This window comes from Anaeromyxobacter sp. SG64, assembly GCF_022690745.1.
In the GTDB taxonomy this organism is placed as follows: Bacteria; Myxococcota; Myxococcia; order Myxococcales; family Anaeromyxobacteraceae; genus Anaeromyxobacter; species Anaeromyxobacter soli.
The window spans coordinates 72,420-94,658 of record NZ_JALCZB010000006.1; the positions used below are offsets into that span (position 1 = coordinate 72,420).

The 22,239-nt window shown below is 74.4% G+C and carries 18 protein-coding genes; 9 read left to right on the top strand and 9 right to left on the bottom strand.

What is annotated here, in order from left to right; genetic code table 11:
- The first annotated feature begins 102 nt into the window (after window positions 1–102).
- Both MNZ29_RS03340 and MNZ29_RS03345 read left to right on the top strand, forming a co-directional pair.
- Window positions 103–1,713, top strand: coding sequence for a methyl-accepting chemotaxis protein (locus MNZ29_RS03340; protein WP_242334845.1), 1,611 nt, complete (start codon window positions 103–105; stop codon window positions 1,711–1,713).
- Window positions 1,714–1,765: 52 nt separating this feature from the next.
- Window positions 1,766–2,227 carry a cache domain-containing protein gene (locus tag MNZ29_RS03345; protein ID WP_242334842.1) on the top strand — a complete coding sequence of 154 codons (462 nt, stop codon included), beginning with the start codon at window positions 1,766–1,768 and terminating at the stop codon, window positions 2,225–2,227.
- A 44-nt stretch (window positions 2,228–2,271) separates the two neighbouring features.
- On the opposite strand, the gene MNZ29_RS03350 is transcribed toward MNZ29_RS03345, so the two are convergent.
- Window positions 2,272–3,843: a B12-binding domain-containing radical SAM protein gene (locus MNZ29_RS03350; RefSeq protein WP_242352833.1), complete on the bottom strand. Its 1,572-nt coding sequence runs from the start codon at window positions 3,841–3,843 to the stop codon at window positions 2,272–2,274.
- A gap of 263 nt (window positions 3,844–4,106) precedes the next feature.
- On the opposite strand from MNZ29_RS03350, the gene MNZ29_RS03355 reads away from it, so the two are divergent.
- Entirely contained in the window at window positions 4,107–4,313 is a 207-nt protein-coding gene (locus MNZ29_RS03355; RefSeq protein ID WP_242334836.1) for a hypothetical protein, read from the top strand.
- Between the two features lie 326 nt (window positions 4,314–4,639).
- On the opposite strand, the gene MNZ29_RS03360 is transcribed toward MNZ29_RS03355, so the two are convergent.
- The 3 genes from MNZ29_RS03360 to MNZ29_RS03370 form a co-directional block, all read right to left on the bottom strand.
- Window positions 4,640–5,656 carry a ChaN family lipoprotein gene (locus tag MNZ29_RS03360; RefSeq protein WP_242334833.1) on the bottom strand — a complete coding sequence of 339 codons (1,017 nt, stop codon included), beginning with the start codon at window positions 5,654–5,656 and terminating at the stop codon, window positions 4,640–4,642.
- Window positions 5,657–5,760: 104 nt separating this feature from the next.
- Window positions 5,761–8,988, bottom strand: a complete 3,228-nt coding sequence (locus MNZ29_RS03365; protein ID WP_242334831.1) for a C45 family autoproteolytic acyltransferase/hydolase — start codon at window positions 8,986–8,988, stop codon at window positions 5,761–5,763.
- A gap of 60 nt (window positions 8,989–9,048) precedes the next feature.
- The gene (locus tag MNZ29_RS03370) at window positions 9,049–9,654 is read right to left on the bottom strand and encodes a tetratricopeptide repeat protein (protein ID WP_242334828.1); all 606 of its coding nucleotides are present in this window, start codon (window positions 9,652–9,654) and stop codon (window positions 9,049–9,051) included.
- Window positions 9,655–9,797: 143 nt separating this feature from the next.
- Here MNZ29_RS03370 and MNZ29_RS03375 point away from each other — a divergent pair, with 143 nt between their 5' ends.
- The gene (locus tag MNZ29_RS03375) at window positions 9,798–10,340 is read left to right on the top strand and encodes a hypothetical protein (RefSeq protein WP_242334825.1); all 543 of its coding nucleotides are present in this window, start codon (window positions 9,798–9,800) and stop codon (window positions 10,338–10,340) included.
- A gap of 66 nt (window positions 10,341–10,406) precedes the next feature.
- Here the strand turns inward: MNZ29_RS03375 and MNZ29_RS03380 are convergent, their stop codons facing one another.
- Complete coding sequence (locus MNZ29_RS03380; RefSeq protein ID WP_242334822.1) at window positions 10,407–11,564, bottom strand: sensor histidine kinase KdpD; 1,158 nt, start codon at window positions 11,562–11,564, stop codon at window positions 10,407–10,409.
- A 110-nt stretch (window positions 11,565–11,674) separates the two neighbouring features.
- On the opposite strand from MNZ29_RS03380, the gene MNZ29_RS03385 reads away from it, so the two are divergent.
- Together MNZ29_RS03385 and MNZ29_RS03390 are read left to right on the top strand one after the other, a co-directional pair.
- A complete protein-coding gene (locus MNZ29_RS03385) occupies window positions 11,675–12,865 on the top strand; it encodes an acyl-CoA dehydrogenase family protein (protein WP_242334819.1) in 1,191 nt (396 codons plus the stop codon).
- A gap of 98 nt (window positions 12,866–12,963) precedes the next feature.
- Window positions 12,964–13,362 carry a tautomerase family protein gene (locus MNZ29_RS03390; RefSeq protein WP_242334816.1) on the top strand — a complete coding sequence of 133 codons (399 nt, stop codon included), beginning with the start codon at window positions 12,964–12,966 and terminating at the stop codon, window positions 13,360–13,362.
- A 67-nt stretch (window positions 13,363–13,429) separates the two neighbouring features.
- Here the strand turns inward: MNZ29_RS03390 and tdh are convergent, their stop codons facing one another.
- The 3 genes from tdh to MNZ29_RS03405 form a co-directional block, all read right to left on the bottom strand.
- Window positions 13,430–14,461: an L-threonine 3-dehydrogenase gene (gene tdh, locus MNZ29_RS03395; RefSeq protein WP_242334814.1), complete on the bottom strand. Its 1,032-nt coding sequence runs from the start codon at window positions 14,459–14,461 to the stop codon at window positions 13,430–13,432.
- A 19-nt stretch (window positions 14,462–14,480) separates the two neighbouring features.
- Window positions 14,481–15,677, bottom strand: a complete 1,197-nt coding sequence (locus tag MNZ29_RS03400; protein WP_242334811.1) for a glycine C-acetyltransferase — start codon at window positions 15,675–15,677, stop codon at window positions 14,481–14,483.
- Between the two features lie 132 nt (window positions 15,678–15,809).
- Window positions 15,810–17,681: an ATP-binding protein gene (locus MNZ29_RS03405; RefSeq protein WP_242334808.1), complete on the bottom strand. Its 1,872-nt coding sequence runs from the start codon at window positions 17,679–17,681 to the stop codon at window positions 15,810–15,812.
- A gap of 321 nt (window positions 17,682–18,002) precedes the next feature.
- Between MNZ29_RS03405 and MNZ29_RS03410 the strand changes: the two genes are divergently transcribed.
- Window positions 18,003–18,314, top strand: coding sequence for a GNAT family N-acetyltransferase (locus MNZ29_RS03410; protein WP_242334805.1), 312 nt, complete (start codon window positions 18,003–18,005; stop codon window positions 18,312–18,314).
- Between the two features lie 240 nt (window positions 18,315–18,554).
- A complete protein-coding gene (locus MNZ29_RS03415) occupies window positions 18,555–19,679 on the top strand; it encodes a triacylglycerol lipase (protein WP_242334802.1) in 1,125 nt (374 codons plus the stop codon).
- A 21-nt stretch (window positions 19,680–19,700) separates the two neighbouring features.
- Here MNZ29_RS03415 and MNZ29_RS03420 read toward each other — a convergent pair whose 3' ends face one another.
- Complete coding sequence (locus MNZ29_RS03420) at window positions 19,701–20,384, bottom strand: PrsW family glutamic-type intramembrane protease (RefSeq protein ID WP_242334799.1); 684 nt, start codon at window positions 20,382–20,384, stop codon at window positions 19,701–19,703.
- A 517-nt stretch (window positions 20,385–20,901) separates the two neighbouring features.
- On the opposite strand from MNZ29_RS03420, the gene MNZ29_RS03425 reads away from it, so the two are divergent.
- Window positions 20,902–22,116, top strand: coding sequence for an HNH endonuclease (locus MNZ29_RS03425; RefSeq protein ID WP_242352836.1), 1,215 nt, complete (start codon window positions 20,902–20,904; stop codon window positions 22,114–22,116).
- Window positions 22,117–22,239: the final 123 nt, after the last annotated feature.

The following is a 22,239-nucleotide window of genomic DNA, read 5'->3' on the forward strand; positions in this document are numbered from 1 at the left end:
AGGTTGGGCCCCGCGCCTCCGAAGTGCGCGCCTGCGCCGCAGGCGGCCCCCGTCCTGCATCCCGGTGACTGAGGGTACGTCCTGCAAGGGTAGGTGAACGTGATGAAGCTGCGGCTCAGCGGGAAGGTGCTGGGACTCCTCGTCGTGGCGGTGATCTTCGTCGCGCTGGTCGGCGGCGCCGGTCTCGTCGCGACGGCCTCGATGGCCGGCGTGGTCGGCGACTACGCAGGCGCGAAGGTGCCCCAGCTCGTCGCGGTGTCGCGACTCGCCACGGCGGTGGGGCGCGCCACCGGCGCGGCGTCGGCGGTGGAGAACGGCACCCTCGAGCCGGAGGTGCACGAGGCGGCGCTCGCGCTCATCGCCGGCCAGCTTCGCGAGGCGGTGGACGCCGAGCGCGCCTTCGAGCGCGGGGGACGGGACGCGGGGGCGAGCCAGATCGCGCCCGCGCTCGATCGGTGGAAGCAGGACCTCGCGCAGCTCGACTCCGCCGCGCGGGCGAGGCGGGACGCAGGCGCGGCGGGCCAGTTCGCGGAGGAGGCGGGGGCCCAGCACGACGTGACGGACGCGTTCGAGCGCCTCCGCGTGGACGCGCAGCGGCTCCTCGAGGTGGTGGACGCGAGCGCCGTGGCGACCCGCACCGCCGCCGACGCGAGCGCGGCGCGCGCCCGCGACGCCGAGGCCGGCGCCCGGCGCGACATCGCCGTCGTGTTCCTCCTCGCGACGGCGGCGCTCGCCTCCGCCGGGGCCTTCCTCGTCCGCGCCATCCGGCGCGGCCTCCGCTCGGTCGTGGAGGCCGCGGAGCGGATCGCGGCCGGCGACCTGCGCGACGCGGTGGAGGTGACGAGCCAGGACGAGCTCGGCGACCTGCAGGCCGCGATGCGCCGCATGGGCGGGCAGCTCTCGCAGGTCATCGGCGACGTGCGCTCCGGCGCCGCCGCGCTCGCGGCGGTCGCGGGCCAGGTCTCCGCCACCTCGCAGCAGCTCTCGCAGGGCACCGGCGAGCAGGCCTCCAGCGTGGAGGAGACCTCGGCGCTGCTCGAGGAGATGAACGCGTCCATCGGCTCCAACGCGGCGAGCAGCCGGGACGTGGAGCGGATGGCGAGCGAGGGCGCGAGGAACGCCGAGCGCAGCGGCGCGGCGGTCACCGAGACGGTGGGCGCGATGCGCGCCATCGCCGAGCGGGTCTCGATCGTCGAGGAGATCGCCTACCAGACGAACCTCCTCGCCCTGAACGCCGCCATCGAGGCGGCGCGGGCGGGCGAGCAGGGGCGGGGCTTCGGGGTCGTGGCGACCGAGGTCCGCAAGCTGGCCGAGCGCAGCCAGGCGGCCGCCAAGGAGATCGGCGAGCTCGCCGCCCGCTCCGTCGGCGTGGCCGAGCGCAGCGGCGGGCTCCTCGCGGAGCTCGTGACGACCATCGCGACCACCGCCGAGCGGGTGCGCGAGGTCTCGGCGGCCTCGCAGGAGCAGTCGGCCGGGGTCGGGCAGCTCTCGAGGGCGATGACCGTCGTCGATCAGGTCACGCAGCGGAACGCCTCCGCCGCGGAGGAGCTGTCCGCGACCGCCGAGGAGCTCTCCACCCACGCCGACGCGCTCCGGGAGCGCGCCGCCTTCTTCACGGTCGGCGGGGAGGGTGGCGTCGCGGACGCGCTGGAGCACCCGCCCGCGCTCCCCCGCGAAGACCTCCCTCGCCTGCACGCCGCCGGCGCCCGCTGACCGGCGCCGGCCTTCCCCCCGACCCGCGCACTGCCCCACCGGAGGAACACCCATGAAGAAGCTCCTCGCCGCAGCCCTCGCCGCCGCCGTCCTGGGCGCGCTCGGGCAGGCCGCCGCCGCCGAGCCGTACGCCACCACCAAGGACGCCGAGCTGCTCGTGCACCGGGCGGCGCTGTTCATGAAGAAGGAGGGCAAGGAGAAGGCGATCGCGACGTTCAACGACGCGCACGGTCCGTTCATCTACCGGGACCTGTACGTCTTCGCGTACGACCTCGCCGGCAACTGCCTCGCGCACCCGACGAAGCCCGAGCGTGTCGGCAAGAACAACATGGGCGACAAGGATCCCGACGGGAGGTTGTTCGTCCGGGAGCGGATCCTCCTCGCCCGAAAGCACGGCAAAGGCTGGCAGCAGTACAAGTTCAACAACCCCGTCACGAACAAGGTCGAGCAGAAGGTGGCGTACTTCGAGCTCGTGGACGGGGTGGTGCTCGTCGCGGGGGCGTACAAGAAGTAGTCGCCGGGCACCCTCCTGCGCGCGCGCGGCGCGCCCGGCCGCCGTCAGGAGGCGGTCGGCGCCGCCGCCGCGCGCGCCGCCCCGGCGCCGGGGACCTTTCCGGCGGGGCGGAGCGGCGCCGGCTGCCGCGCGCGGCGCGGCAGGACCTCCTCGTGCGTGTAGCGGACGAGGTGCTCGCCGAGCACGGCGAGCGTCACCGCGCGCGGGAGCGCTGCGGGTCCGAGCCGCAGGGCCTGGCCGACGAGGCGCCAGAAGTGGCGGCGGCGCGAGCCGCGCAGGCCGAGGCGCCACAGGGTCCGCGCGAGCGTGGCGAGGGACCCCGGCCTGAGCGGGCTCGGGCGCATCGGCGCGAGCGCGAGGTGCAGCGCGCAGCGACGGAAGTAGGCGTCCTCGTCGTAGAGCTCCGCGAGCAGCCGGCGGTAGCCCTCGAGGAGCTCCAGATCGCCCATGGCGGGCTCGAAGTTGGTCTCGCCGAACTGGTCCCCGGTGGACTCGGCGCGAAGCCGGCCCTCGCGCGCGAGCCGCCTCCAGAGGGCCGTGCCGGGCAGCGCGGTGAGCGTCCCTACCATCGCGCGCGGGATCGGGAGCGCCTGGATGAACGCGCGCTGGCGCGCGAACGTGCCCGCGTCGTCGGCGTCGAAGCCGACGATGAACCCGGCGAAGACCTCGAGCCCCGCGGCCGTGAGGCGCCGCACCGCCTCCGCCGGATCCACGCGCAGGTTCTGGCGCTTGCCGGCCTCCTGCAGGGCGGCGCGATCGGGCGTCTCGATCCCCACGAAGACCGCCGAGAACCCGGCGTCGACCATCGCGGCGAGCAGCTCCGGCAGCGTCGCGAGGTCGAGGCTCGCCTCGGTGTAGAGGTCGAACGGCCGGCCGTGCTCCGCCTGCCAGCGCGCGAGCTCGGGGAGGAGTCGCGCCGCGGCGCGGCGGTTGCCGATGAAGTTGTCGTCCACGAGGAACAGCGGCCCGCGCGCGCCGAGCCGGTGGAGCGCCTCCAGCTCGGCGAGCACCTGCGCGGCCGACTTCACCCGCGGCACGCGCCCGAAGACCTCGATGATGTCGCAGAACTCGCAGCTGAACGGGCAGCCGCGCGACACCTGGATCGCGTGGCTCGCGTAGCGGTCCAGGGCGAGGAGGTCGAAGCGGGGGACGCGCGCGAGGGCGAGGTCGGGCCGGCCCTCGCCGGACGGCGAGAGGACGCGGTCGTGCGCGCCGGGGCGCTCGACCGCCGCGACGAGCCGCTCGAGCCGGCCCTCGGCCTCGCCCTGGAACACGTGGGCCGCCTCCGGGAACCGCTCCGGCGCGATGGTGGGGGCCGGCCCGCCCGCGACCGTGACCTTCCCGAGCGCGCGCGCCCGCGCGAGGACGGCGCGCATCGACGGCGCCTGCACGAGCATGCCCGAGACCAGCACGGCGTCCGCCCAGCGGAGGAGCTCGTCCGGCAGCGCCTCGAGGTGCTCGTCGTGGAGCCGGAGCTCCCAGCTCGCGGGCAGGTGCGCCGCGAGCGTCGCGAGGCCGAGCGGAGGAAGCGCCGCGTCCTTGCGGATGAACGGGAGGCTGTGCCCGTAGCCCCAGTACGTGGGCGGCGTGGAACCCTGCACGAGGAGCGCACGCATTCACGCGGTGTACGCCTCGTCCGTCATCCGCCCGTCACGGTCGCGCGCCATCGGTGGGGTGACCAGGCCGAGGCGGGTCGCGAGCTCGGAGGGGCGCCGGCCGAGAGGCCCCCGCCAAGGGCTCGTCTACCCAGCTCGGGGCACCCCACCGGCGCGCTCGGGGTGCAAACGTCCGCTCCGGCCGTGAGGGGTTGCGGCGAGACGCCGCGCTCGCCATGAGTCGTCGCGGCTCCGCTCCGGGAGCCCGAACGAAGGAGAGATCCATGAAGCTCGTTCTCCGCGCCGCCGCCGCGCTCGCGATCCTGGGCCTCGCGACGCCCGCCTTCCCCTGCGGCGACAAGCAGATGACGACGGCGTCGTCCTCGACGACGGCCTCGACGAAGAGCAAGGCGGCGGTCGCGAAGGCCGACAAGAAGGCGGCGGCGAAGACCGCCAAGGCGGCCCCGCAGAAGGCCACGGCCACGAACTAGCCTCGAAGCTGGCAGCGCCCCCCGCATCGCCACGGGGGGTGGGGCGTCGCCGGGCTCCGGGCCGGCGGCGCCCTTCTTTGCCCTGAACGGCCGAGCGTGATTAGCGATCAGGCGAGCAAAGCGAGCCCGCCGGGGCGACGCCGCGGAAGCGGCGAAGCCGCTCGCGGCGGCGCACGGGACCCGGCGAGCAGGGGTGGGGTCCCCGACGACGGCGGCCAGCCGTCGGCGGGGCGGGGGCGAAGCCGGCGCAGCCCCCGTTCGAAAATGCCTGAACGACAGCGTGATTCGCATCACCGAAGGTGATCGGCGAATCACGAAACTGTCGTTCAGGGCGCTTTGTGCTTCGTGAAGTCGTGCCCGCGCAGCGCGAGACACGGGTCCTCGCGCTCGGCGGCCGGCGTGAACACGACGAAGTCGAACGGGAGCGTCCCCACCCCGAACTCCGAGGCGTAGAGCGCCGGGTCGAGCTTTCCCTGCGAGACCTCGAACAGTCCCACCGAGACGACGCGCCGGCCGGGGAGCTCGCGCTCGAGCGAGGCCGGGACGCCGCGGTCGGTGCGGGCGTGGCCGTTTCCGGTCACGAGGATCGCGCCGCCGGCCGCCTGGCTCACCGCGGCGAGGCGATGCGCCATCTCCGCGTCGCGGGCGCGCTGCGCGAGCGCGAGCCGGTCGAGGATCGCGTCCGGCATCGGCGCGTCGCAGTGCGCGGCCTTCATCTCGGCGCGCAGCGAGGCGACGACCTCGGGGGGGAGCGGCTCCGCCTTCTGGAGCGCGGCGCGGAGCTCCGGGGTGAGCGCCTCCTGGCCCTTCATCGCGATCGCCTTCGCGAGGGGGACGGGCAGGTTCGCGCCGACGATCGGCATGCCCGCCTCGAGCCCGGCGGCGAAGATGGGCCGGTAGATCGCGAAGTCGTACCAGCCGCTGTGCTTCCAGTCGACGGCCCGGGCGATCGCGTCGGGATCGCGCGGGGCGCGGGCGATCGCGGCGTCGATGGCAGGCTGGTCGTCCTCCTCCATCATCTCGAAGGCGAGAGCCGGCCGCTTCCCGGCGGCGCCTATCGCGCGCACCAGCCGCGCCTGCAGCACGTGGTGGTCGGGGTTGTCGTGCATCTCGCCGAGCATGACGACCTCGGCGCCGTCGACCGCGCTCGTGAGCGTGGCCTCGTCGACGAGCCGCCCCGCCCGCGCGTCCCAGATCTTCCCCACGAGCGGGTGCTCGCGGTGGCGCTCGGACATCCACGCGCGCTCCTTCGAGATCGGCTCCTGCAAGAGCTTCTGGTTCGCGGCGCAGGCCGCGGAGAGGATTGCGAGGGCGGACGCGGCGACGAGTCGGTTCGGGCTCACCCGCACAGAGATAGCGCGTCCCGGCGAGGGACGCTCGCGTCCGGTGGGGACGCCGCACCTCGCGTGATGCGGGCGCGCTCCCCCCGCCCCGGGTGGCGCGCGCGTCAGCGCGCCGCGGCCGACGCTGCGGCCGGGTCCTGAAGCTTCACGGCGACCTCGAGCCGCTCGGTGCCGAGGTGACCGCGCTCGACCACCTCGGGGCCGCGCCACGACGTCCAGCCGGGCAGCCCGCGCTGCCACGCGTGGGTCATCTGCCAGAGCTGGAGGCGCGAGTTCGCGAGGTACAGGTAGAGCCCGCGGCTCGGGTTCCACGGGTTCCGCAGGGCGATCGCGAGCCCCTCGTCGGCGCGCCCGTGCAGCGTCCCGTCCCACCGGAAGAAGCCGCGCCCGGCCTCGAACGGCAGCTTGCCCTCGCGCGCGAGCCGCGCGACGAGCGCGTTGTCGGCCGCGCCGCCGAGGACCACGAGGTCGTGCTCGGCGAGGTCGGCGTCGGACACCTCCGCGTCCGCCGCCAGCGGGGGGAGGACCTCGGTGAACGCGTCCGCCACGGTGTCGCGCCAGACGAGCGCGAGCGAGTGGCCGGCCTCGACCTGGCGGGAGGAGCCCCACACGAACAGCGCGCCCGGGAAGTCGTCGAGGAGGTTCGGCAGCACGAACGCGTCGTCGCGCCCTACGGCGGCGTCGCCGCCGAGCGCCACTCGCTGCGGGCGCTCCGAGAGCTCGAACGTGAACGTCCGCGTCGCGGCGGCGGGGACCTCGATCCGCTCGTAGCGGATCGTCTTCTCGCCCCGGATCGCGAGCGTGGAGACGAACGGCCAGGGGTTCGTCTTCTGCGCGATCTCCACGGCGAGCCGGAAGCGGTCGCCCGCGCGCGTGGCGACCGCGGAGAGCACGGGGTCCGGGAGATCGGCGCGCTCGAGCCACGGCCTCACGAACGGCGCGACGTCCTGGCCCGCCGCCGCGGAGAACGTCCGCAGGAAGTCCTCGGTGCGCATCGGCTTCCCCGCGTACCGCTCGTGCACCGCGCGCATGCCCTTCGCGAACGCCGCGTTCCCGAGGCGCAGCCGAAGCTGGTGCAGCGCGAAGGTCCCGCGGATGCGGGGGATCTGGTACGGGCCGTAGCGATCGTAGGCGGGCGACAGCCGCGCCGGCGCGGCGGCGCCCTCGCGCAGCGTGAGCCAGGCGAGGCGCGCGGACAGGTCATCGAGGCCGGCGCGGAGGGCCTCGAGCGCCTTGGCGGGCTCCTCGGGGAGCTTCGCCAGGAGCGCGTGGTACGCGGCCGAGCCGCTCGTGAACCAGGCGTCCGCGTCCGTCGCGGGGAACACCGTGTCCTTCCAGAGGAGCTTCGGATCGTAGGCGAGCGCCGGGGCGATCCCGGCGAGGTCCGGCTTCGGCTTCGCGCCGGGCGCGGCCGCCGCGCCGGACGCCGGGCGGGCCTCCCGCGCCGCGCGGGCGCGGGCGAGGCCGTCCGCCACGACGATGGGGCTGAAGGTCGTGTAGCCGAGCGTGAGGTGCGGGATGGCGTCGGGGAGGTCGGCCGGGATCCACCTCCCGCCCACCCACTTCTCGCGCAGGGTCGTCTTCCCGTAATGGGCCAGGAACACGAGCTTCTCCGCCATCTCCGCGGTGGTGAGCTTGCCGTCGCAGGCGTGGGGGCGGTTGAGCGGCGAGGACGCCCAGAGCCTCACGCCCGCCTCGAGGTCGATCCCGCCCCGGCCGTGCTCCCGGTAGAACTGCTGGAAGGCGATGTCGCGGTTCCAGGCGGGGAAGTTCACGTCCACCGGCGCGTCGCCCGGACCGAGGGTGAGCTCCCGCCGCACGGCGGGATCCCGCGCGTTGTTGTTCGCCCACACGAAGTCGCGGAGCCCGCCCGGCGTGTCGCCGCGGCGGCCGCGCGCGCCGGTGCGCCACAGGCGGCTCGCCTTCGTGCCGAGGAGCAGGCACGCGCCCTCGTCCGTCTTGGCGTCGGCGATCGTCCAGTCGTTCGAGTAGAGCCCGTTGTTCCCGGCGCGCAGCAGCGCCGCGACCTCGTCGATCGAGGAGCCGTACTGCGCCGCCTTGCGGATCCGGTTCGACTGCGGGGTCCCGGCCGGCTCGAAGGGCGTCTGCCCCACGGTCGTCTCGCCGATCACCATCCCCGCGCCGTTCAGGTACCAGTCGGACCCGGAGTGGATGCCGCCCGGGAAGGTCTGCATGACGAGCCGGTGGCCCTTCGCCGGCACGACGTCGAGCACCACGTCCCAGTGCACGCCGGTGTAGCCGTTCCACATGAACAGCTGCCCCATGACGAAGCGGCCGCTGCGCGTGGCCGACCGGGTGGCGACGAACGACGAGCAGCGGTCTCCCTCCGCCTGGGCGGTCTCGTCCTCCGCCTTGACGAAGCTCCGGCCGCTGAGCGGCGTGCGCGAGACCTGGAGCGCGTCGTCGAGCTGCCCGAGGTCCACCGCCGAGTTGAGCGCGGCCACGTCGAGGAGGTCGAGCGGGCGGCCCTTCCAGCGCGCCCCCGCCTTCGCCGCGCCGTCGGCGATGCCCTTCATCTCCTCGAGGTACTCCGCGTCGAACTTGCGGAGCATGAGCGCGTCGGTGAGCCGGCGCAGGTCGTTCCAGCCGCGCTCCGGGTCGGCCTTGTCGTGCTGGACGGCGACCTTCGCGAGGAAGCGCGCGAGCTCGTCCGCGACGAGCGCTCCGTACTGCGCGCCGCGGGCGTACGGCTCGCCCTCGACGTGCACGAAGATCCAGCCGCCGTCGTCGTAGCGGAACCCCTCGCCCTCCCAGCGCACGGTCTCGAGCGGGACGTACTCGGTGACGTCGTCCACCGGCTCGAGCCGCACGTCGTCGAACACCGCCTCGCCGGTGGCGCGCCCGTTGCGGCCGAGGTGCAGCGCGACGCGATCCTCGGGCGCCAGCGCGAAGAACAGGAGCGAGAGCCGCCCCTCGCCGCTCGAGGGCGCCTGCGGCGAGCAGTTCGTGAACGGGGTGCTCGCCATCGCCACGCACGCGCCGAGCGCGGTGGGGTAGCGGGCGAGGGGATCGGCGCGGACGCCGCGCGTCCGCACCCACGCCGACAGGCGGTAGAGCTTGCCGACCTCGAGCCGCACGGGCGCGGAGGCGACCGTGACCTCCGCGCCCGACGCCGGCGCGGTGATCGCGAGCGCGCGGGCGCCCGTGGCGCGCGCCGCGTCGGTGACCGCCACCCGCGCCCCCTCGGTCGCGCGGACGGTCCAGGCCGGGGGCGGCGCGCCGGGCGCGCCCGCCTCGAAGCCGGGGTCCTGGAGGGAGAGGAGCGCGGGCGCCGCGGCCAGGGCCGAGGCGAGCAGGGCAGTGACGGGCATGCCGCGATTCTCGCGGATGCCCGCCCGGCTCGCCAGCGCGCGGCGCGCCCGCGCGGGACGCTACTTCGCGTTCTTCAGCTGCTCGAGCTGGGTGCGGGCCTGGATCGCCTGGCCGCTGCTCGGGTCGGTGGCGACGACCTTCTCCCACGCCTCCACCGCCTTCTTCGGCTGCTTGAGGTCGTACGCGTAGACGATGCCCAGGTTGAAGAGGCTCTGCAGGTGGCGCGGGTTCGCCTCGTTCGCCTTCTTGAAGTTCTCGACCGCCTTGTCGAACTGGCCGAGGGCCCGGTACATGACGCCCTGGTCCGTCAGGATGTCCGCGTTCCCCGGCTGGACCTCGAGCGCGTGGCCGTAGGCCTCGACCGCCTTCTGCGGCTGGTTCGTGTCGAAGTAGTCGTTCCCGAGCTGGGTCCAGGCCTGGACGTTCCTGGGATCCTGCGCGACGGCCTGCTGGAGCATGGCGATCCGCTGCTGGACGTTCACGCCTCCCGGGGCGCCAGGCACGCCTCCCATTGCGCCGGGCATCCCGCCCGCGGGCGCGCCGGCGGGCGCGGCGACGACCGGTGCGTGCGGGGTGCCGCCCCCCATGCTCGAGCCGACCGAGTAGCCGATGATGAGGCCGGCGAGCACGCCGACGAGCAGCGCGATGACGGTGTTCTTGTTCAACGGACTTCCTCCTCTTTGCGGACCGGCGGGTCCGGACGTGCGATTCTCGCACAGGAGCGACCCGGCAGGTACTCACGTCGTTCGCTCCCGCCCGGCGGGAAGGCGAGGCGGCGGGCGAGGCCAGGGTACACGGTGAGGTGAACATGCGGAGCACGTCCCTCGAGATCTTCGTCGCCGCCCTCTGCGCGGTCCTCCCCGCCGTCGCGGCGGCCGCGCCGCCCGCGGGCGACTACCGCGTCGCGGCCACGGTGCGCGTGCACGCCGGCGGCGTGCTGGATCGCGAGGTGCGCGAGGACGCGCGGGCGGTCGTCGCCCCGGCCTCGGCGGGGCGGGTCCGGGTGCGGCTCTCCGCGCGCGGGAAGACCTGCGAGCTCTCCGCCCGCGCGGGCGCGCAGGGCGAGCTCACCTTCACCCCGGGCCAGCGCTGCGCGCTCGACCTCGACGAGGAGGACGTGCGCGGGCGCGTGGACGCGACGCTCGGCTCGGGCACCGGGCGGGCGCAGGGAGACGCGCTCACGCTCGCGCTCGCCTGGAACCTCGCCGGCGCGGTGAGCCTGCGCGTGGGCGGGCAGCGGATGGAGGTGATGGGCAGCGAGATCGCCGTGCCGGACGCGTGGGCGCCGGAGGTTCCGCTGCGCGGCACGGCCGACGCGCGCGGGGAGGGGAGGCGCTCGGGGGCGAGGTAGCGCGTCTTCCGGGAGGCCCACCGCGTTCACCCAGGGTGGCAGCCATCGCCAGCGGTGGTCGCTCGCTCACCGCCGCCGGAGCGGCAGCCGGATCTCGAACACCGTCCCGCGCTCCGGGTCGGAGCGGAACGACACCGCGCCGCCGAGGACCTGCTCGCCGAGGAGCTTCATGCCGTAGGTCCCGAGGCCGCGGCCGCGCGCGGCCTTGGTGCTGAACGAGCGCTGGAAGATCCGCGCCCGCACCTCGGGCGGGATGACGCCCGCGTTGTGGACCTCCAGCGTCGCCTCGCCGCCCGCGGCGCTGCACGAGACCCCGACCTCGCCGCCGGGCGGGCTCGCCTCGAGCCCGTTCACGACCATGTTCACGAGCACGCGGAGGAGGAGCGCGGCGTCGGTCTCCACGACGAGGTCGCCGGGCGGGGCCCCGATCGCGAGCCGCCGCTCGCGCGCCGCGGCGTGGAACGAGAACACCGCGTCGAGCTCGGCGAGGAGGTCCGCGACGCGCACCGGCCTGGGCTCGAGGGTGAGCAGGCCGCGCTCGGCGAGCAGGAGGGCGCGGTGGTCGCGGATCTCGCGCTCGAGCTGGGCGGTGAGCTGGTCCATCCGCTCGAAGGCGGCCGCCGGCTGGACGGTGCCGCGCCGCAGCCGCGCGGCCCAGCCGCGGAGCCCGGCGACGGTGTTGAGGACGTCGTGCAGGAAGAGCTGCTCGAGGGCGTCGCGCCGCTTCTCCGCGGAGACGTCGCGCAGGGACACCGCCGTGAAGGCGTGGCCGTCCACCGGGAGCGGCGTCGCGCGGACGTTGAACTCGAGGGCGGCGCGGCCGGGGAGCTCGCTGCGCAGCAGGCACTCCGCCTCGAGCGAGCGCGCCTCGCGCTGGGAGCACAGGATGGCGGCGAGCGCCCCGCACTGCCGGCACGCGGGCGACGCGCCGCAGTCCCCGGAGGCGCGCACGTTCACGCAGCCGAGCGCCTCGCCCATCCGCAGGCCCGAGATCTCTCCGGTCCCGCCCGCGAGGTGCGCGCGCGTGTTCGCCGCGACGATCTGGCGCTGGGCGTTGAGCACCACGATCGCCCCATCGGCGGCCTCGAGCACGGCCGTCACCACGGGGCTCCGGCGCGCGGCCTCGATCTCGCGCCGGACCTGCTCCGGCGCCGCGCGGCGCGCGTCGGGGAGGGGGGTGGGCACGGCGCCCGGCGGGGGCGCGGCGGCGTCGGGTCCGCACATGGGAACGAACAGGATATCCGGGCCCGGCCCCGGCCGTCTGCCTCCGGAGGTCCCCGAGGTTCGGGACACCGCGCTTGACCGGCGCGGCGGCGCCCCGACAAGCTGCCGGGATGAAGATCCAAACACCAGCCCCCGCCGATCTGTTCCAGGTAGAGGACCGGCTGTCGGACGAGGAGCGGCTCGTTCGCCGCGCGGTGAGCCGGTTCGTGGACGAGCGGTTCCTGCCGGTCGTGCAGCGCCACTTCCGCGCCGGGACCTTCCCCCTCGAGCTCGTCCCCGAGATGGGCGCGCTCGGGATCTTCGGGATGACGCTCCAGGGCTACGGCTGCGCGGGCGCCTCGGCGATCGCCTACGGCGCGGCGATGCAGGAGCTCGAGCGCGGTGACTCGGCGCTCCGCAGCTTCGCCTCGGTGCAGGGGGCGCTCTGCATGTACCCCATCCACGCGTACGGCTCCGAGGCGCAGCGCGCCCGGTTCCTCCCGGCCATGGCACGGGGCGAGATCGTCGGCTGCTTCGGGCTGACCGAGCCGGACTTCGGCTCCGATCCGGGCGGGCTCCGGACGCGCGCCGTGCGCGACGGCGACGCCTACGTCCTCGACGGCGCGAAGGCCTGGATCACGAACGGGAGCCTCGCCGACGTCGCGCTCGTCTGGGCCAAGGTGGACGGCGACGACGCCCGCGCCATCCGCGGCTTCCTCGTGGAGACGGGCACGCCCGGGTTCACCGCTCGAAACGTCGAAGGCAAGCTCTCGCTCCGCGCGTCGATCACCTCGGAGCTGCACCTCGACGGCGTGCGCGTCCCCGCCGAGAACGTGCTCCCGGGGACCGAGGGGCTCGGGCTCCGGGCCCCGCTCTCGTGCCTGTCGAAGGCGCGCTACGGGATCGCCTGGGGCGCGGTGGGCGCGGCGATCGCCTGCTTCGAGTCGGCGCGCGCCTATGCGCGCGAGCGGATCCAGTTCGGGCGGCCGATCGCGTCGTTCCAGCTCGTGCAGGAGAAGCTCGTGGACGTGTGGGAGGGGATCGTGAAGGGCCAGCTCCTCGCGCTCCGGCTCGGCGAGCTCGAGGATCAGGGCGGCGCGACCGCGGCGCAGATCTCGATGGCGAAGCGCGCGAACGTGCGGATGGCGCGCGACGCGGCGCGGACCTGCCGGGAGATCCTGGGCGCCGCCGGCATCGTCGACGACCACCCGCCCATGCGGCACATGGCCAACCTGGAGTCGGTCTACACGTACGAGGGGACCCACGACGTTCACACGCTGGCGCTGGGGAGGGCGGCCACGGGGATCGACGCGTTCACCTAGCTCGCATACCGGGACCCCCCGCTCCCACCTGGGCCGTCGCCCCGCGCCCGCTGCCCGTTACCCAACGGTCGCGGTCCCCCTCGACCCGGAGCGCGCCGATGCCCCACCTCTCCTTCGACCTGAACTTCGCCCCCACCGCCGAGGAGAAGCGGCGCTTCGCGGAGGCCGTCGTCGGCCACTTCGCGAGGATCATGGACACCGGCACCGATCACATCGGCCTCACCCTCCGCGCCTACGGCCGGGACGACCTCGTGTTCGGGCGCGCGGAGCAGCCGGAGAGGGGCATCGCCTTCCTGGACGCGGACATCCGGCGCGGGCGGACCGCCGACCAGAAGCGGCGGCTCGCCCTCGCGATCATGGACGAGCTCGAGCGGATCTGGCGCGTGCCGAAGCGCAGCGTCTACGTCGTGTACACCGAGCACGACGGCGAGAACTTCCAGCTCGAGGACCGCGTGCTGCCGTCGTGGACGGAGGGCGAGGATCCCCTGGCGGGCTAGCGCCCGCTGCCGCTCGAGGCGGTGGTCGCCGGCTCCGACGAGTGAAGCCCCGGAGCCGGTCGCGCCCTCACCCGGCCCAGTCGAGCACGACCTTGCCGGACTGCCCGCTCCGCATCACGTCGAAGCCGCGCTGGAACTCGTCGATGGGGAAGCGGTGCGTGACGACGGGCGAGATGTCGAGCCCGCTCTGCAGCATCGCGACCATCTTGTACCAGGTCTCGAACATCTCCCGGCCGTAGATGCCCTTCAGCACGAGCCCCTTGAAGACGACCTGGCTCCAGTCGATGGCCTCCTCCCCGGGCATGATCCCGAGGAGCGCGAGCCGGGCGCCGTGGTTCATCACCTCGAGCATCTGCCGGAACGCGCGCCCGTTGCCGCTCATCTCGAGCCCGACGTCGAACCCCTCCTTCATCCCGAGGTCCTTCATCACGCCGCGCAGGTCCTCGCGCGCGACGTTCACCGCCCGCGTCGCGCCCATCTTCCGCGCGAGCTCGAGCCGGTAGTCGTTCACGTCGGTGACGACGACGTGGCGGGCGCCGACGTGGCGCGCGATCGCGACCGCCATCACGCCGATGGGGCCGGCGCCCGTGACGAGCACGTCCTCGCCCACGAGGTCGAACGAGAGCGCGGTGTGGGTGGCGTTGCCGTAGGGATCGAAGATCGCGGCCACCTCGTCCGGGATGTCGTCCGGGATCCGGTAGACGTTGCTCGCCGGGATCACCACGTACTCGGCGAACGAGCCGGGCCGGTTCACGCCGACGCCGACGGTGTGCCGGCAGAGGTGGCGCCGGCCGGCGCGGCAGTTCCGGCAGAACCCGCAGGTGACGTGCCCCTCGCCGGAGACGCGGTCGCCCGGCTTGAACGCCTCGATCTCGGCGCCCACCGCGTCCACCACGCCCACGTACTCGTGTCCGACGATCATCGGCACCGGGACCGTGCGCTGGCTCCACTCGTCCCAGTTGTAGATGTGGACGTCGGTCCCGCAGATCGCGCTCTTGCGGACGCGGATGCGCACGTCGTGGACGCCCACCTCCGGCACGGGCGCGTCCTGCACCATCCAGATGCCCTCGGCCCGCTTCGACTTCACCAGCGCCTTCATCGATGTCTACCCCTTGCCCTCAGCCGCGGATGACGCCGAGCGCGCGACCGACCTTCGCGAACGCGCGGACGGCGAAGTCGAGGTCGTCCCGCGAGTGCGCGGCGCTCATCTGCGTGCGGATGCGCGCCTGGCCCTTCGGGACGACCGGGAAGAAGAAGCCGATCGCGTAGACCCCCTCGTCGAGCAGGCGGCGCGCGAACTCCTGCGCCAGCGGCGCCTCGTGCAGCATCACCGGGATGATCGGGTGCTCGCCCGGGAGGAGCTCGAAGCCGAGCCTCGTCAGCTCGGCGCGGAAGTACGCGGCGTTCTCGCGGAGCCGGCGGCGGAGGTCGTCGCTCCGCTCCACGAGGTCGAGCACCTCGAGGCTCACCGCCGCGATCACCGGCGCGAGCGTGTTCGAGAAGAGGTACGGCCGCGCCTTCTGGCGGAGCCACTCCACCACCTCGCGCGTGCCGGCCACGTACCCGCCCGACGCGCCGCCGAGCGCCTTGCCGAGCGTGCCGGTGACGAGGTCCACCCGGCCCATCACGCCGAAGTGCTCGGGCGTGCCGCGCCCCTTCTCGCCGATGAACCCCACCGCGTGGCTGTCGTCGACCATGACGAGCGCGCCGTGCCGCTCGGCGGCCTCGCAGATCGCCGGCAGCTTGGCGAGGTACCCATCCATCGAGAACACGCCGTCGGTCACGACGAGCTTGAAGCGCGCGCCCCCGGCCTCGGCCTCGGCGAGCTTCGCCTCGAGATCCGCCATGTCGCCGTTCGCGTAGCGGTAGCGGCGGGCCTTGCACAGGCGGATGCCGTCGATGATGGAGGCGTGGTTGAGCGCGTCGGAGACGACCGCGTCCTCCTCGCCGAGCAGCGCCTCGAACACGCCGCCGTTCGCGTCGAAGCACGACGAGAACAGGATCGCGTCCTCGAAGCCGAGGAACCGGGCGATGCGCCCCTCGAGCTCCTTGTGCACGTCCTGCGTGCCGCAGATGAAGCGGACCGAGGAGAGGCCGAAGCCGTGGCGCGGCAGCGCCTCCTGGGCGGCCTTCACGAGCTCGGGCCGGCCGGCGAGGCCGAGGTAGTTGTTGGCGCAGAGGTTCACGACGCGCCGGCCGTCCGCCTCGACCCAGGCGCCCTGCGGCGTGGTGATGACCCGCTCGCGCTTGAGGAGGCCGTCGGCCTCGAGCTGGCGGAGCTGGGCGCGGAGGTGCTCGGTGAAGGCGACGTTCATGGGGACCCTCGAACGGTTCGGGCCCCCGGTTTAACCGATTTCCGGGTGGGACGCCTCTCCTCGCGCGCGACCCGCCTGGAGCGGCCGGGCGGCCGGGCGGGAGGAGCCCGCCGCGCCGTCGCGCGGGGCTCCTCAGGCGCCGCGCGCGGAGGCGGCGAGGACCGCGCCGAGATCCTCGAGCGAGACGGGCTTCGCGAGGTGGCGGTCGAACCCGGCCCGCGCCGCCTTCTCGACGTCGTCCGGCAGCGCGTAGCCGGAGAGGGCGACGAGGAGCGTGGTGGCGAGCTCCGGATCGCCGCGCAGCGCGCGGGCCACCTCGTAGCCGTCCACGAGCGGCAGGCCGATGTCGCACAGGACGAGATCCGGCCGGGTCGCGCGAGCCAGCGCGATGCCGGCCCGCCCATCCGGCGCGACCGCGACCTCGTGGGCCGCGCCCGAGAGCAGGTCGCGCAGCATCTCGGCCGCGTCGGCGTTGTCCTCGATGACGAGCACGCGCCGTGGCCGGCCGAGCGCGAGCGGGTCGCGCCGAGGCTCCGCCCTGGGGGCGTCCTCGGCCGCGAGCGGCAGCGCCAGGGTGAACTGCGCCCCGCGCCCCGCGCCGGCGCTCGTGACCTCGACCGATCCGCCGTGCAGCTCGACGAGTGATCGCACGAGGTAGAGCCCGAGCCCGAGCCCGCCGCGCGCGCGGTCGAGCCCGCCGTCCGCCTGCACGAACGGGACGAACAGGCGCGGCAGGAGCGCCGGGTCGATGCCCTCGCCGTCGTCGGAGATCGAGAGGAGCGCCCGGTCGGCCTCGCGCCGCAGCGCCACCGTCACGCTGCCGCCGCCGTGAGTGAACTTCTCCGCGTTCGCGAGCAGGTTCCCGATCGCCTGGGCGAGGCGGGTCGGATCGCCGTCCACGTGGAGCGGCGCGTGGCCGCCGTCGATCCGGAGCGCGACGCCGTGCGCGGCGAGCAGGTCCGCGTGATCGGCCGCGGTCTGGCGCGCGAGCGCCGCGAGGTCGACGCGCTCGCGCCGGAGCTGGATCTTCCCGTGCGCGACGCGCGTCACGTCGAGGAGATCGTCCACGAGCCTCGAGAGGTGATCGCTCTGCCGGCGGATGACCTCGCGCGCGCGGGTGGCCTCCGGGCCTCCCGGCACGGCGCGATCGAGGACGGCGAGCGCGGTGCGCACCGGCGCGAGCGGGTTGCGCAGCTCGTGGGAGAGCATCGCGATGAACTCGCTCTTGCGCCGGTCCTCCGCGCGGAGCGCCTCCTCGGCGGCGACGCGCTCCGTGGTGTCGACGCCGGCCTGGACGAGGTGCCAGTGGTCGAGCGGGAAGAGCGAGGTGAGGTAGTGGCGCCCGTCCCACGCGAAGCGGCGCTCGAACGAGCTGCCGCGGCCGCTCGTCATGACCTCCCGCGAGGCCTCGAGGACGTCCGCGATCACGTCCGCGCCGAAGAGCTCGCTCGCGCGCCGGCCGGTGACCTCCTGGAGCGGCGCGCCGAGGAGCCGGAGCGCCTCGCGGTTCGCGTCCGAGAGCACCCAGTCGAGGACGCGGCCCGCCCCGTCCCGCACCACCGTGTAGATGAGGACGTGCTCGCGCAGCTCGTCGAAGAGGCGACGGTAGCGGGCGCCGTCGCGGCCGGGTCCCGGCGCCGCCTCGGCGGTGACGTCGCGCAGCGCGAGGAGCCGGCCGGTACCGCCCTCGAGCGGGACCGCGGTGACGCGCCCCTCCCACCACGCCTCGCGGCCGTTCACGATGCGCGGGCGGCGCGGCAGCTCCCGCCGCTCGCCCGCGGCGAGCGGCTCGCACAGCGCCCGCGTGAGCGCGCGGTCCCAGGGGAGGAGCTCCGCCACCTCGCGCCCGATCGCCTCGTCGGCGAGGTGGCCGGTGACGCGGAGCCACTCCGGGTTGGTGCGGACCACCTTGCCCGCGGCGCTCACGAGGCACAGGCCGACCCCGGCCTGCTCGAAGAGCGCGTCCACGAGTCCGTCCGCTGCGGTGCCCCCATCGCTGCGCACGTCGGAACACCTCCGCTCCAGGTGTAGGGCGGATGATACCCGGGGGGTGGGTCGCCGTCACATTCCGTGCCGTCCCGCGAATCTGGGGCGTGCGCTGATCATGAGACGTGGCGGCTCCGGGCATCGCGCGTGGCAATGCGGCTCGCGGGTCGAGGCGGTCCTGCCGCGGTGATTGGTCACGTCGGCGGCGTGAGATCCCGCCACGGAGAGCGGCGCGCCGCGGGGCCTCGTGGGCGGGGGAGCTCGTGCCCGCGGGCCGCTCGCCCGTGTCCCCGTTTCCCGGCGTGCATCCGTCCGGATCGCTCCTTACGCTCCACCTGCATGAGCGAGGAGAACCTCGAGGCGGGCGGGCTCGACGTGCGGCACGAGGAGCAGGGCGGCCGCGGCGCGTTCTACGTCGAGCAGGGCGGGCGGCGCATGGCGGAGCTCTCGTACGCGCGCGAGGGCGGAGATCGCGCCGTGATCGAGCACACCGAGGTGAACGACGCGCTGCGGGGGCAGGGGGTGGCCCGGAAGCTCGTGGACGCGGCCGTGAGCTGGGCGCGCGCGAGCGGGACGCGCTTCGTGCCGATCTGCCCGTACGCGCGCGCCGTCTTCGATCGTGACGCCTCGCTGCGCGACGTGCTCGTCTGAGTCCTCGCGGACCTCCGCCCGCGAGAGGCTCGTCGAGCAGCGGGCCGCGCGACGTGAAGTCGGTCGCGCGAGACGAGCTCGAGGCCTCCTGGTGCGGATCGCGTGCAGCTGGAGCCGCTCGCGTGGGCCCGCTGTGTCTGTGCGTGACGGGCCCGGCTCGATCGGGGCTTCGTCCCGTGCGCTCGCGCCGCACCACGCCTGGGAGTCCGGAGGCGGCCGCGCGGGGGCTAGATTTCCCCGGTGAACGGGCCGCATCACCTCATGCTGGTCCCGGGCTTCTTCGGGTTCGCGAGCCTCGGCGACTTCGCCTACTTCGGCCACGTCCGCGAGTACCTGTCCGAGATCGGGCCCGCCCTCGGGGTCCGCGGCGAGGTCCGGGTGGTGAGGACGATCCCCACCGCCTCCCTGCGGGTCCGGGCGGCCCGGCTCGTCGAGTCCATCGACGAGCTCCTCGACGAGAAGGGCGGCAGCGTCAGCGTGATCGGCCACTCGAGCGGCGGCCTCGACGCGCGCCTCGTCGTCACGCCCGACGTGTCGCTCCCGTCGCCCGTCGACGTCGAGCGCTGCGCGCGCGCGATCCGCACCGTCGTGACCGTCTCGGCCCCGCACCACGGCACGCCCGTCGCGCACCTCTTCAACAGCCTCCTCGGCCAGCAGCTGCTGCGGCTCCTCTCCGTCCTGACCATCTACGTGATCCGGGCGGGCCGGCTCCCCATCGGCCTCGGGCTGCGCGTCGCCCGGATCCTCCGGCGTCGCGACGCGGCGCCGGGCAGCCTCGTCGACCAGCTCCTGAAGGATCTCCTCGCGGACTTCTCGCGCGATCGCCGCGAGGAGATCGAGTCGTTCTTCGCGAGCCTCGGCAAGGACCAGGACCTGGTGGGCCAGATCACCCCAGGCGCGATGGACGTGTTCAACGCGGCGACGCACGACCGCCCGGGGGTGCGCTACGGCTGCGTGGTGACGCGGGCGCGGCCGCCGGGGATCCGCTCCGCCCTCGGCGCGGGCCTCGACCCCTACGCGCAGACGACGCACGCGGTGTACGTGGCGCTCTACCGCGTCGCCTCCCGCACGCCCGCCGCCCACCAGCCGCGGCTCACCCGCGCCCAGGCCGCCGTCCTGCGCCGCGCGTACGGGTGGCGCACCGACGCGCGCGCGAACGACGGGATGGTCCCGACCCTGAGCCAGGTCCGGGGCGACGTCATCCACGCGGCCTGGGCCGATCACCTCGACGTCATCGGCCACTTCCACCACCCGACGCGCGTGCCGCCGCACTTCGACTGGCTCACGAGCGGCAGCGGCTTCGACCGGCCGCAGTTCGAGCACGTCTGGCGAGAGGTCGCGGCCTACGTGGCCGCCGGGCAGTGAGCGCAGCCCCCGCTTCGTCGTTCAGCGCGCGACCGGCACCGGCGCCTGGGCGGCGCGCGGAGGGAGGCGCGCGCGGAGGTAGAGCCACAGCGGCGCCGCGAGGAGCGCCGCGCCGTAGCCGAGCTTCCCCGCGTCGGACGCGAGGCTGAGGTCTCCCGCCGCGTGCAGCGCCGCGGACAGGGCGAGCCCGCCCGCGAGGGAGCCCCAGGCGCGGCGCGCGTCGCGCGCGAACGCAGCGACGCCGAGGGCGAGGGGGAGCGCGAGCAGCGCGTGCGCGGCCGGGCCGAGCGCCACCCGCGCGAGCGCGACCGGCGAGTCCCAGCCCTGGAGCGTGGTGAGCGCCTCGAGCGCCGCGAACCCGGCCGAGACGCCGACCGCGGCGCCCATCACGCTCCGCGTTCGCCAGCCGCGCTCCACGACGAGGAGCAGCCCCGCGAGCTTCGCGCCCTCCTCCACGAGGCCGATGACCCCCGCGAGGGGCGCGGCGGAGGCGAGCCCGGCGTGGGAGAGCCGCTCCCACTCGAGCCGCACGCCCGCCCCGTCCAGGAGGTCGTAGGCGATCACGGCGAAGCCGAACGCCGCGGCGCCCCCGAACAGGGAGTGAAGGGCCAGACCCCGGATCTCCCCCGCCCGGCGCGCCGCCAGCGAGGCCCAGGCGAGTCCCGACGAGAGGCACGCGACGGCGAGGAGGAGCTCCCACGGCATGGAGCCAAGGTGGGAGCGGGGCGGACGTCCGTGCGAGCCCCCGTGCGGACGCCGGCCCGGAGGGGCACGCGGCCGGCGGTCGCATCGCGCGTAAACGACAGTCCGTGATTCGCGATCCCCCTTCGGTGCCGCGACTCACGCGTTTCGGCCATGTTCCGGAGATCGCGCCGGCGCACGGACCGGGGCGTCGCGTGAGTCGCCGCGCAGTTCACGTAGAGTCACAACTATCGCCAGCGATAGTCCACCGGAACTTCGCAGCGTCGCTCGCGCTCAGGGCGGCGTCCCAGTTGCGGTGGGTGAAACATTCCCATTGACGCCTTCTCGCCTCGATCGCGCTCGGCATATGAGTAGGCGCGGGAGGGTCGCTCTCGCGCACGTACCTCGCGCGGGAAGCGCGCGCCGATCGGTTTGAGGCTCCGACGAGGGTGCAGCGGAGAACGCCGCGCAGGCGCGAGCCTGGAGCGTCTCGGGAGCTCCGGAAATCGCGTGTTACGAAGGGTGTACTGGAGGTCACCCCATGTCCGCGCTCGCCCCCGCTGCTCTCGAATCGAACGTCCTCGCCCTGCGCCTGCGCGAGCTCGCCGGAGAGGAACGGAACGTCCAGGTCGACTTTCTCCTGCACCTCGACGAGTTTGATCGGCGCCGCGCCTTCGTCGAGGTCGGCCATGCGTCCCTCTGGGCCTATTGCCTGGAGGCGCTCCACCTGCGGGAAGGCGCCGCCGGCCGGCGCATCCAGGCCATGCGGGTCTTGCGCCGCTTCCCGAGCCTCGAGGCTCCGCTGCGCGATGGGCGCTTGTGCCTATCCACGGTGGCGCTTCTCGGCCAGGTGCTCACCGAGGAGAACGTGGACGACCTCCTCGCTCGCGCCGCCTTCCGGACGCGCGCCGAGGTCGAGCAGCTCGTCGTCTCCATCCAGGCGCGAACCGCTCCGCGCGCTGGCCTCCGCAAGCTGGCCGAGCGCGCGCCCGCCGCGGGAAGCGCAGCGCTGCAGCTCCCGGCTTCCGATGCAGGGCAGGCCGAGACGGCGACCGAGCCCGGCACCGCGAAGCCGACCCTCGAACCGGGACCCGCGGCCGGCGCGCTGCCGGCGCCACCGCCCCCCGTCGCACAGCCGAAGCGCAAGGCCGAGACGCTCGCCGTCTCGGAGAGCCACTGGTCGCTCCGGGTCACCCTCGACCGCGCCTGCAAGGAGGACCTCGAGACGCTCCGGTCGCTTCTGTCGCACAAGGTCCCGGACGGCGACCTCGCGGCGGTGCTCCACGAGGCGATCCGCTGCGCGATCGAAAAGCACGGCAAGCGCAAAGGCGCTGTCGCGCCGGAGCGGAAGACGAAGGAAGCGAAGCAGGCCGGGACGACGAATGCCGCCGCGACGAAGAAGACCGCGGCGAAGCCGCCGGCTGCGAGGACCACGATCCCGGCGATAGTGCGCCGCGCGGTGTGGACGCGCGATGGCGGGCGCTGCGCGTGGGTCGGCCCGGACGGCTGTCGCTGCAACAGCCGCTGGAGGCTCGAGCTCGACCACATCCAACCCGCCGCCCTCGGGGGACTGTCGACGATCGACAACCTCCGGCTCGCCTGCCGAGCTCACAACCTGCTTCACGCTGAGAAAACCTTTGGGCGCGAACACATGGACCGCTTTCGCCGCGATGCGGGCGACGGGCCGACATCGCTCTCGCGCACCGACGTGGCGCCTCTGCGTCCCGTCATGCAGCTGGGGATGTGGGCGTCGTGACGCTACGGCGGCCCGGAGTTAGCCGAACATCAAACCGGAGGTCCGGTTCGCATGCCCGCGCGGCGAGAGCGACGCTCGCCGCTCGCGTGCTCCCGGCCTCCGAACCCCTACGCCCCACTTCCG

Bases quoted from the DNA above. Each gene is read 5' to 3' on its own strand.
- MNZ29_RS03340 (WP_242334845.1), top strand. From the start codon at position 103: ATGAAGCTGCGGCTCAGCGGGAAGGTGCTGGGACTCCTCGTCGTGGCG.
- MNZ29_RS03345 (WP_242334842.1), top strand. From the start codon at position 1,766: ATGAAGAAGCTCCTCGCCGCAGCCCTCGCCGCCGCCGTCCTGGGCGCG.
- MNZ29_RS03350 (WP_242352833.1), bottom strand. From the start codon at position 3,843: ATGCGTGCGCTCCTCGTGCAGGGTTCCACGCCGCCCACGTACTGGGGC.
- MNZ29_RS03355 (WP_242334836.1), top strand. From the start codon at position 4,107: ATGAAGCTCGTTCTCCGCGCCGCCGCCGCGCTCGCGATCCTGGGCCTC.
- MNZ29_RS03365 (WP_242334831.1), bottom strand. From the start codon at position 8,988: ATGCCCGTCACTGCCCTGCTCGCCTCGGCCCTGGCCGCGGCGCCCGCG.
- MNZ29_RS03375 (WP_242334825.1), top strand. From the start codon at position 9,798: ATGCGGAGCACGTCCCTCGAGATCTTCGTCGCCGCCCTCTGCGCGGTC.
- MNZ29_RS03380 (WP_242334822.1), bottom strand. From the start codon at position 11,564: ATGTGCGGACCCGACGCCGCCGCGCCCCCGCCGGGCGCCGTGCCCACC.
- MNZ29_RS03385 (WP_242334819.1), top strand. From the start codon at position 11,675: ATGAAGATCCAAACACCAGCCCCCGCCGATCTGTTCCAGGTAGAGGAC.
- MNZ29_RS03390 (WP_242334816.1), top strand. From the start codon at position 12,964: ATGCCCCACCTCTCCTTCGACCTGAACTTCGCCCCCACCGCCGAGGAG.
- tdh (WP_242334814.1), bottom strand. From the start codon at position 14,461: ATGAAGGCGCTGGTGAAGTCGAAGCGGGCCGAGGGCATCTGGATGGTG.
- MNZ29_RS03400 (WP_242334811.1), bottom strand. From the start codon at position 15,677: ATGAACGTCGCCTTCACCGAGCACCTCCGCGCCCAGCTCCGCCAGCTC.
- MNZ29_RS03410 (WP_242334805.1), top strand. From the start codon at position 18,003: ATGAGCGAGGAGAACCTCGAGGCGGGCGGGCTCGACGTGCGGCACGAG.
- MNZ29_RS03420 (WP_242334799.1), bottom strand. From the start codon at position 20,384: ATGCCGTGGGAGCTCCTCCTCGCCGTCGCGTGCCTCTCGTCGGGACTC.
- MNZ29_RS03425 (WP_242352836.1), top strand. From the start codon at position 20,902: ATGTCCGCGCTCGCCCCCGCTGCTCTCGAATCGAACGTCCTCGCCCTG.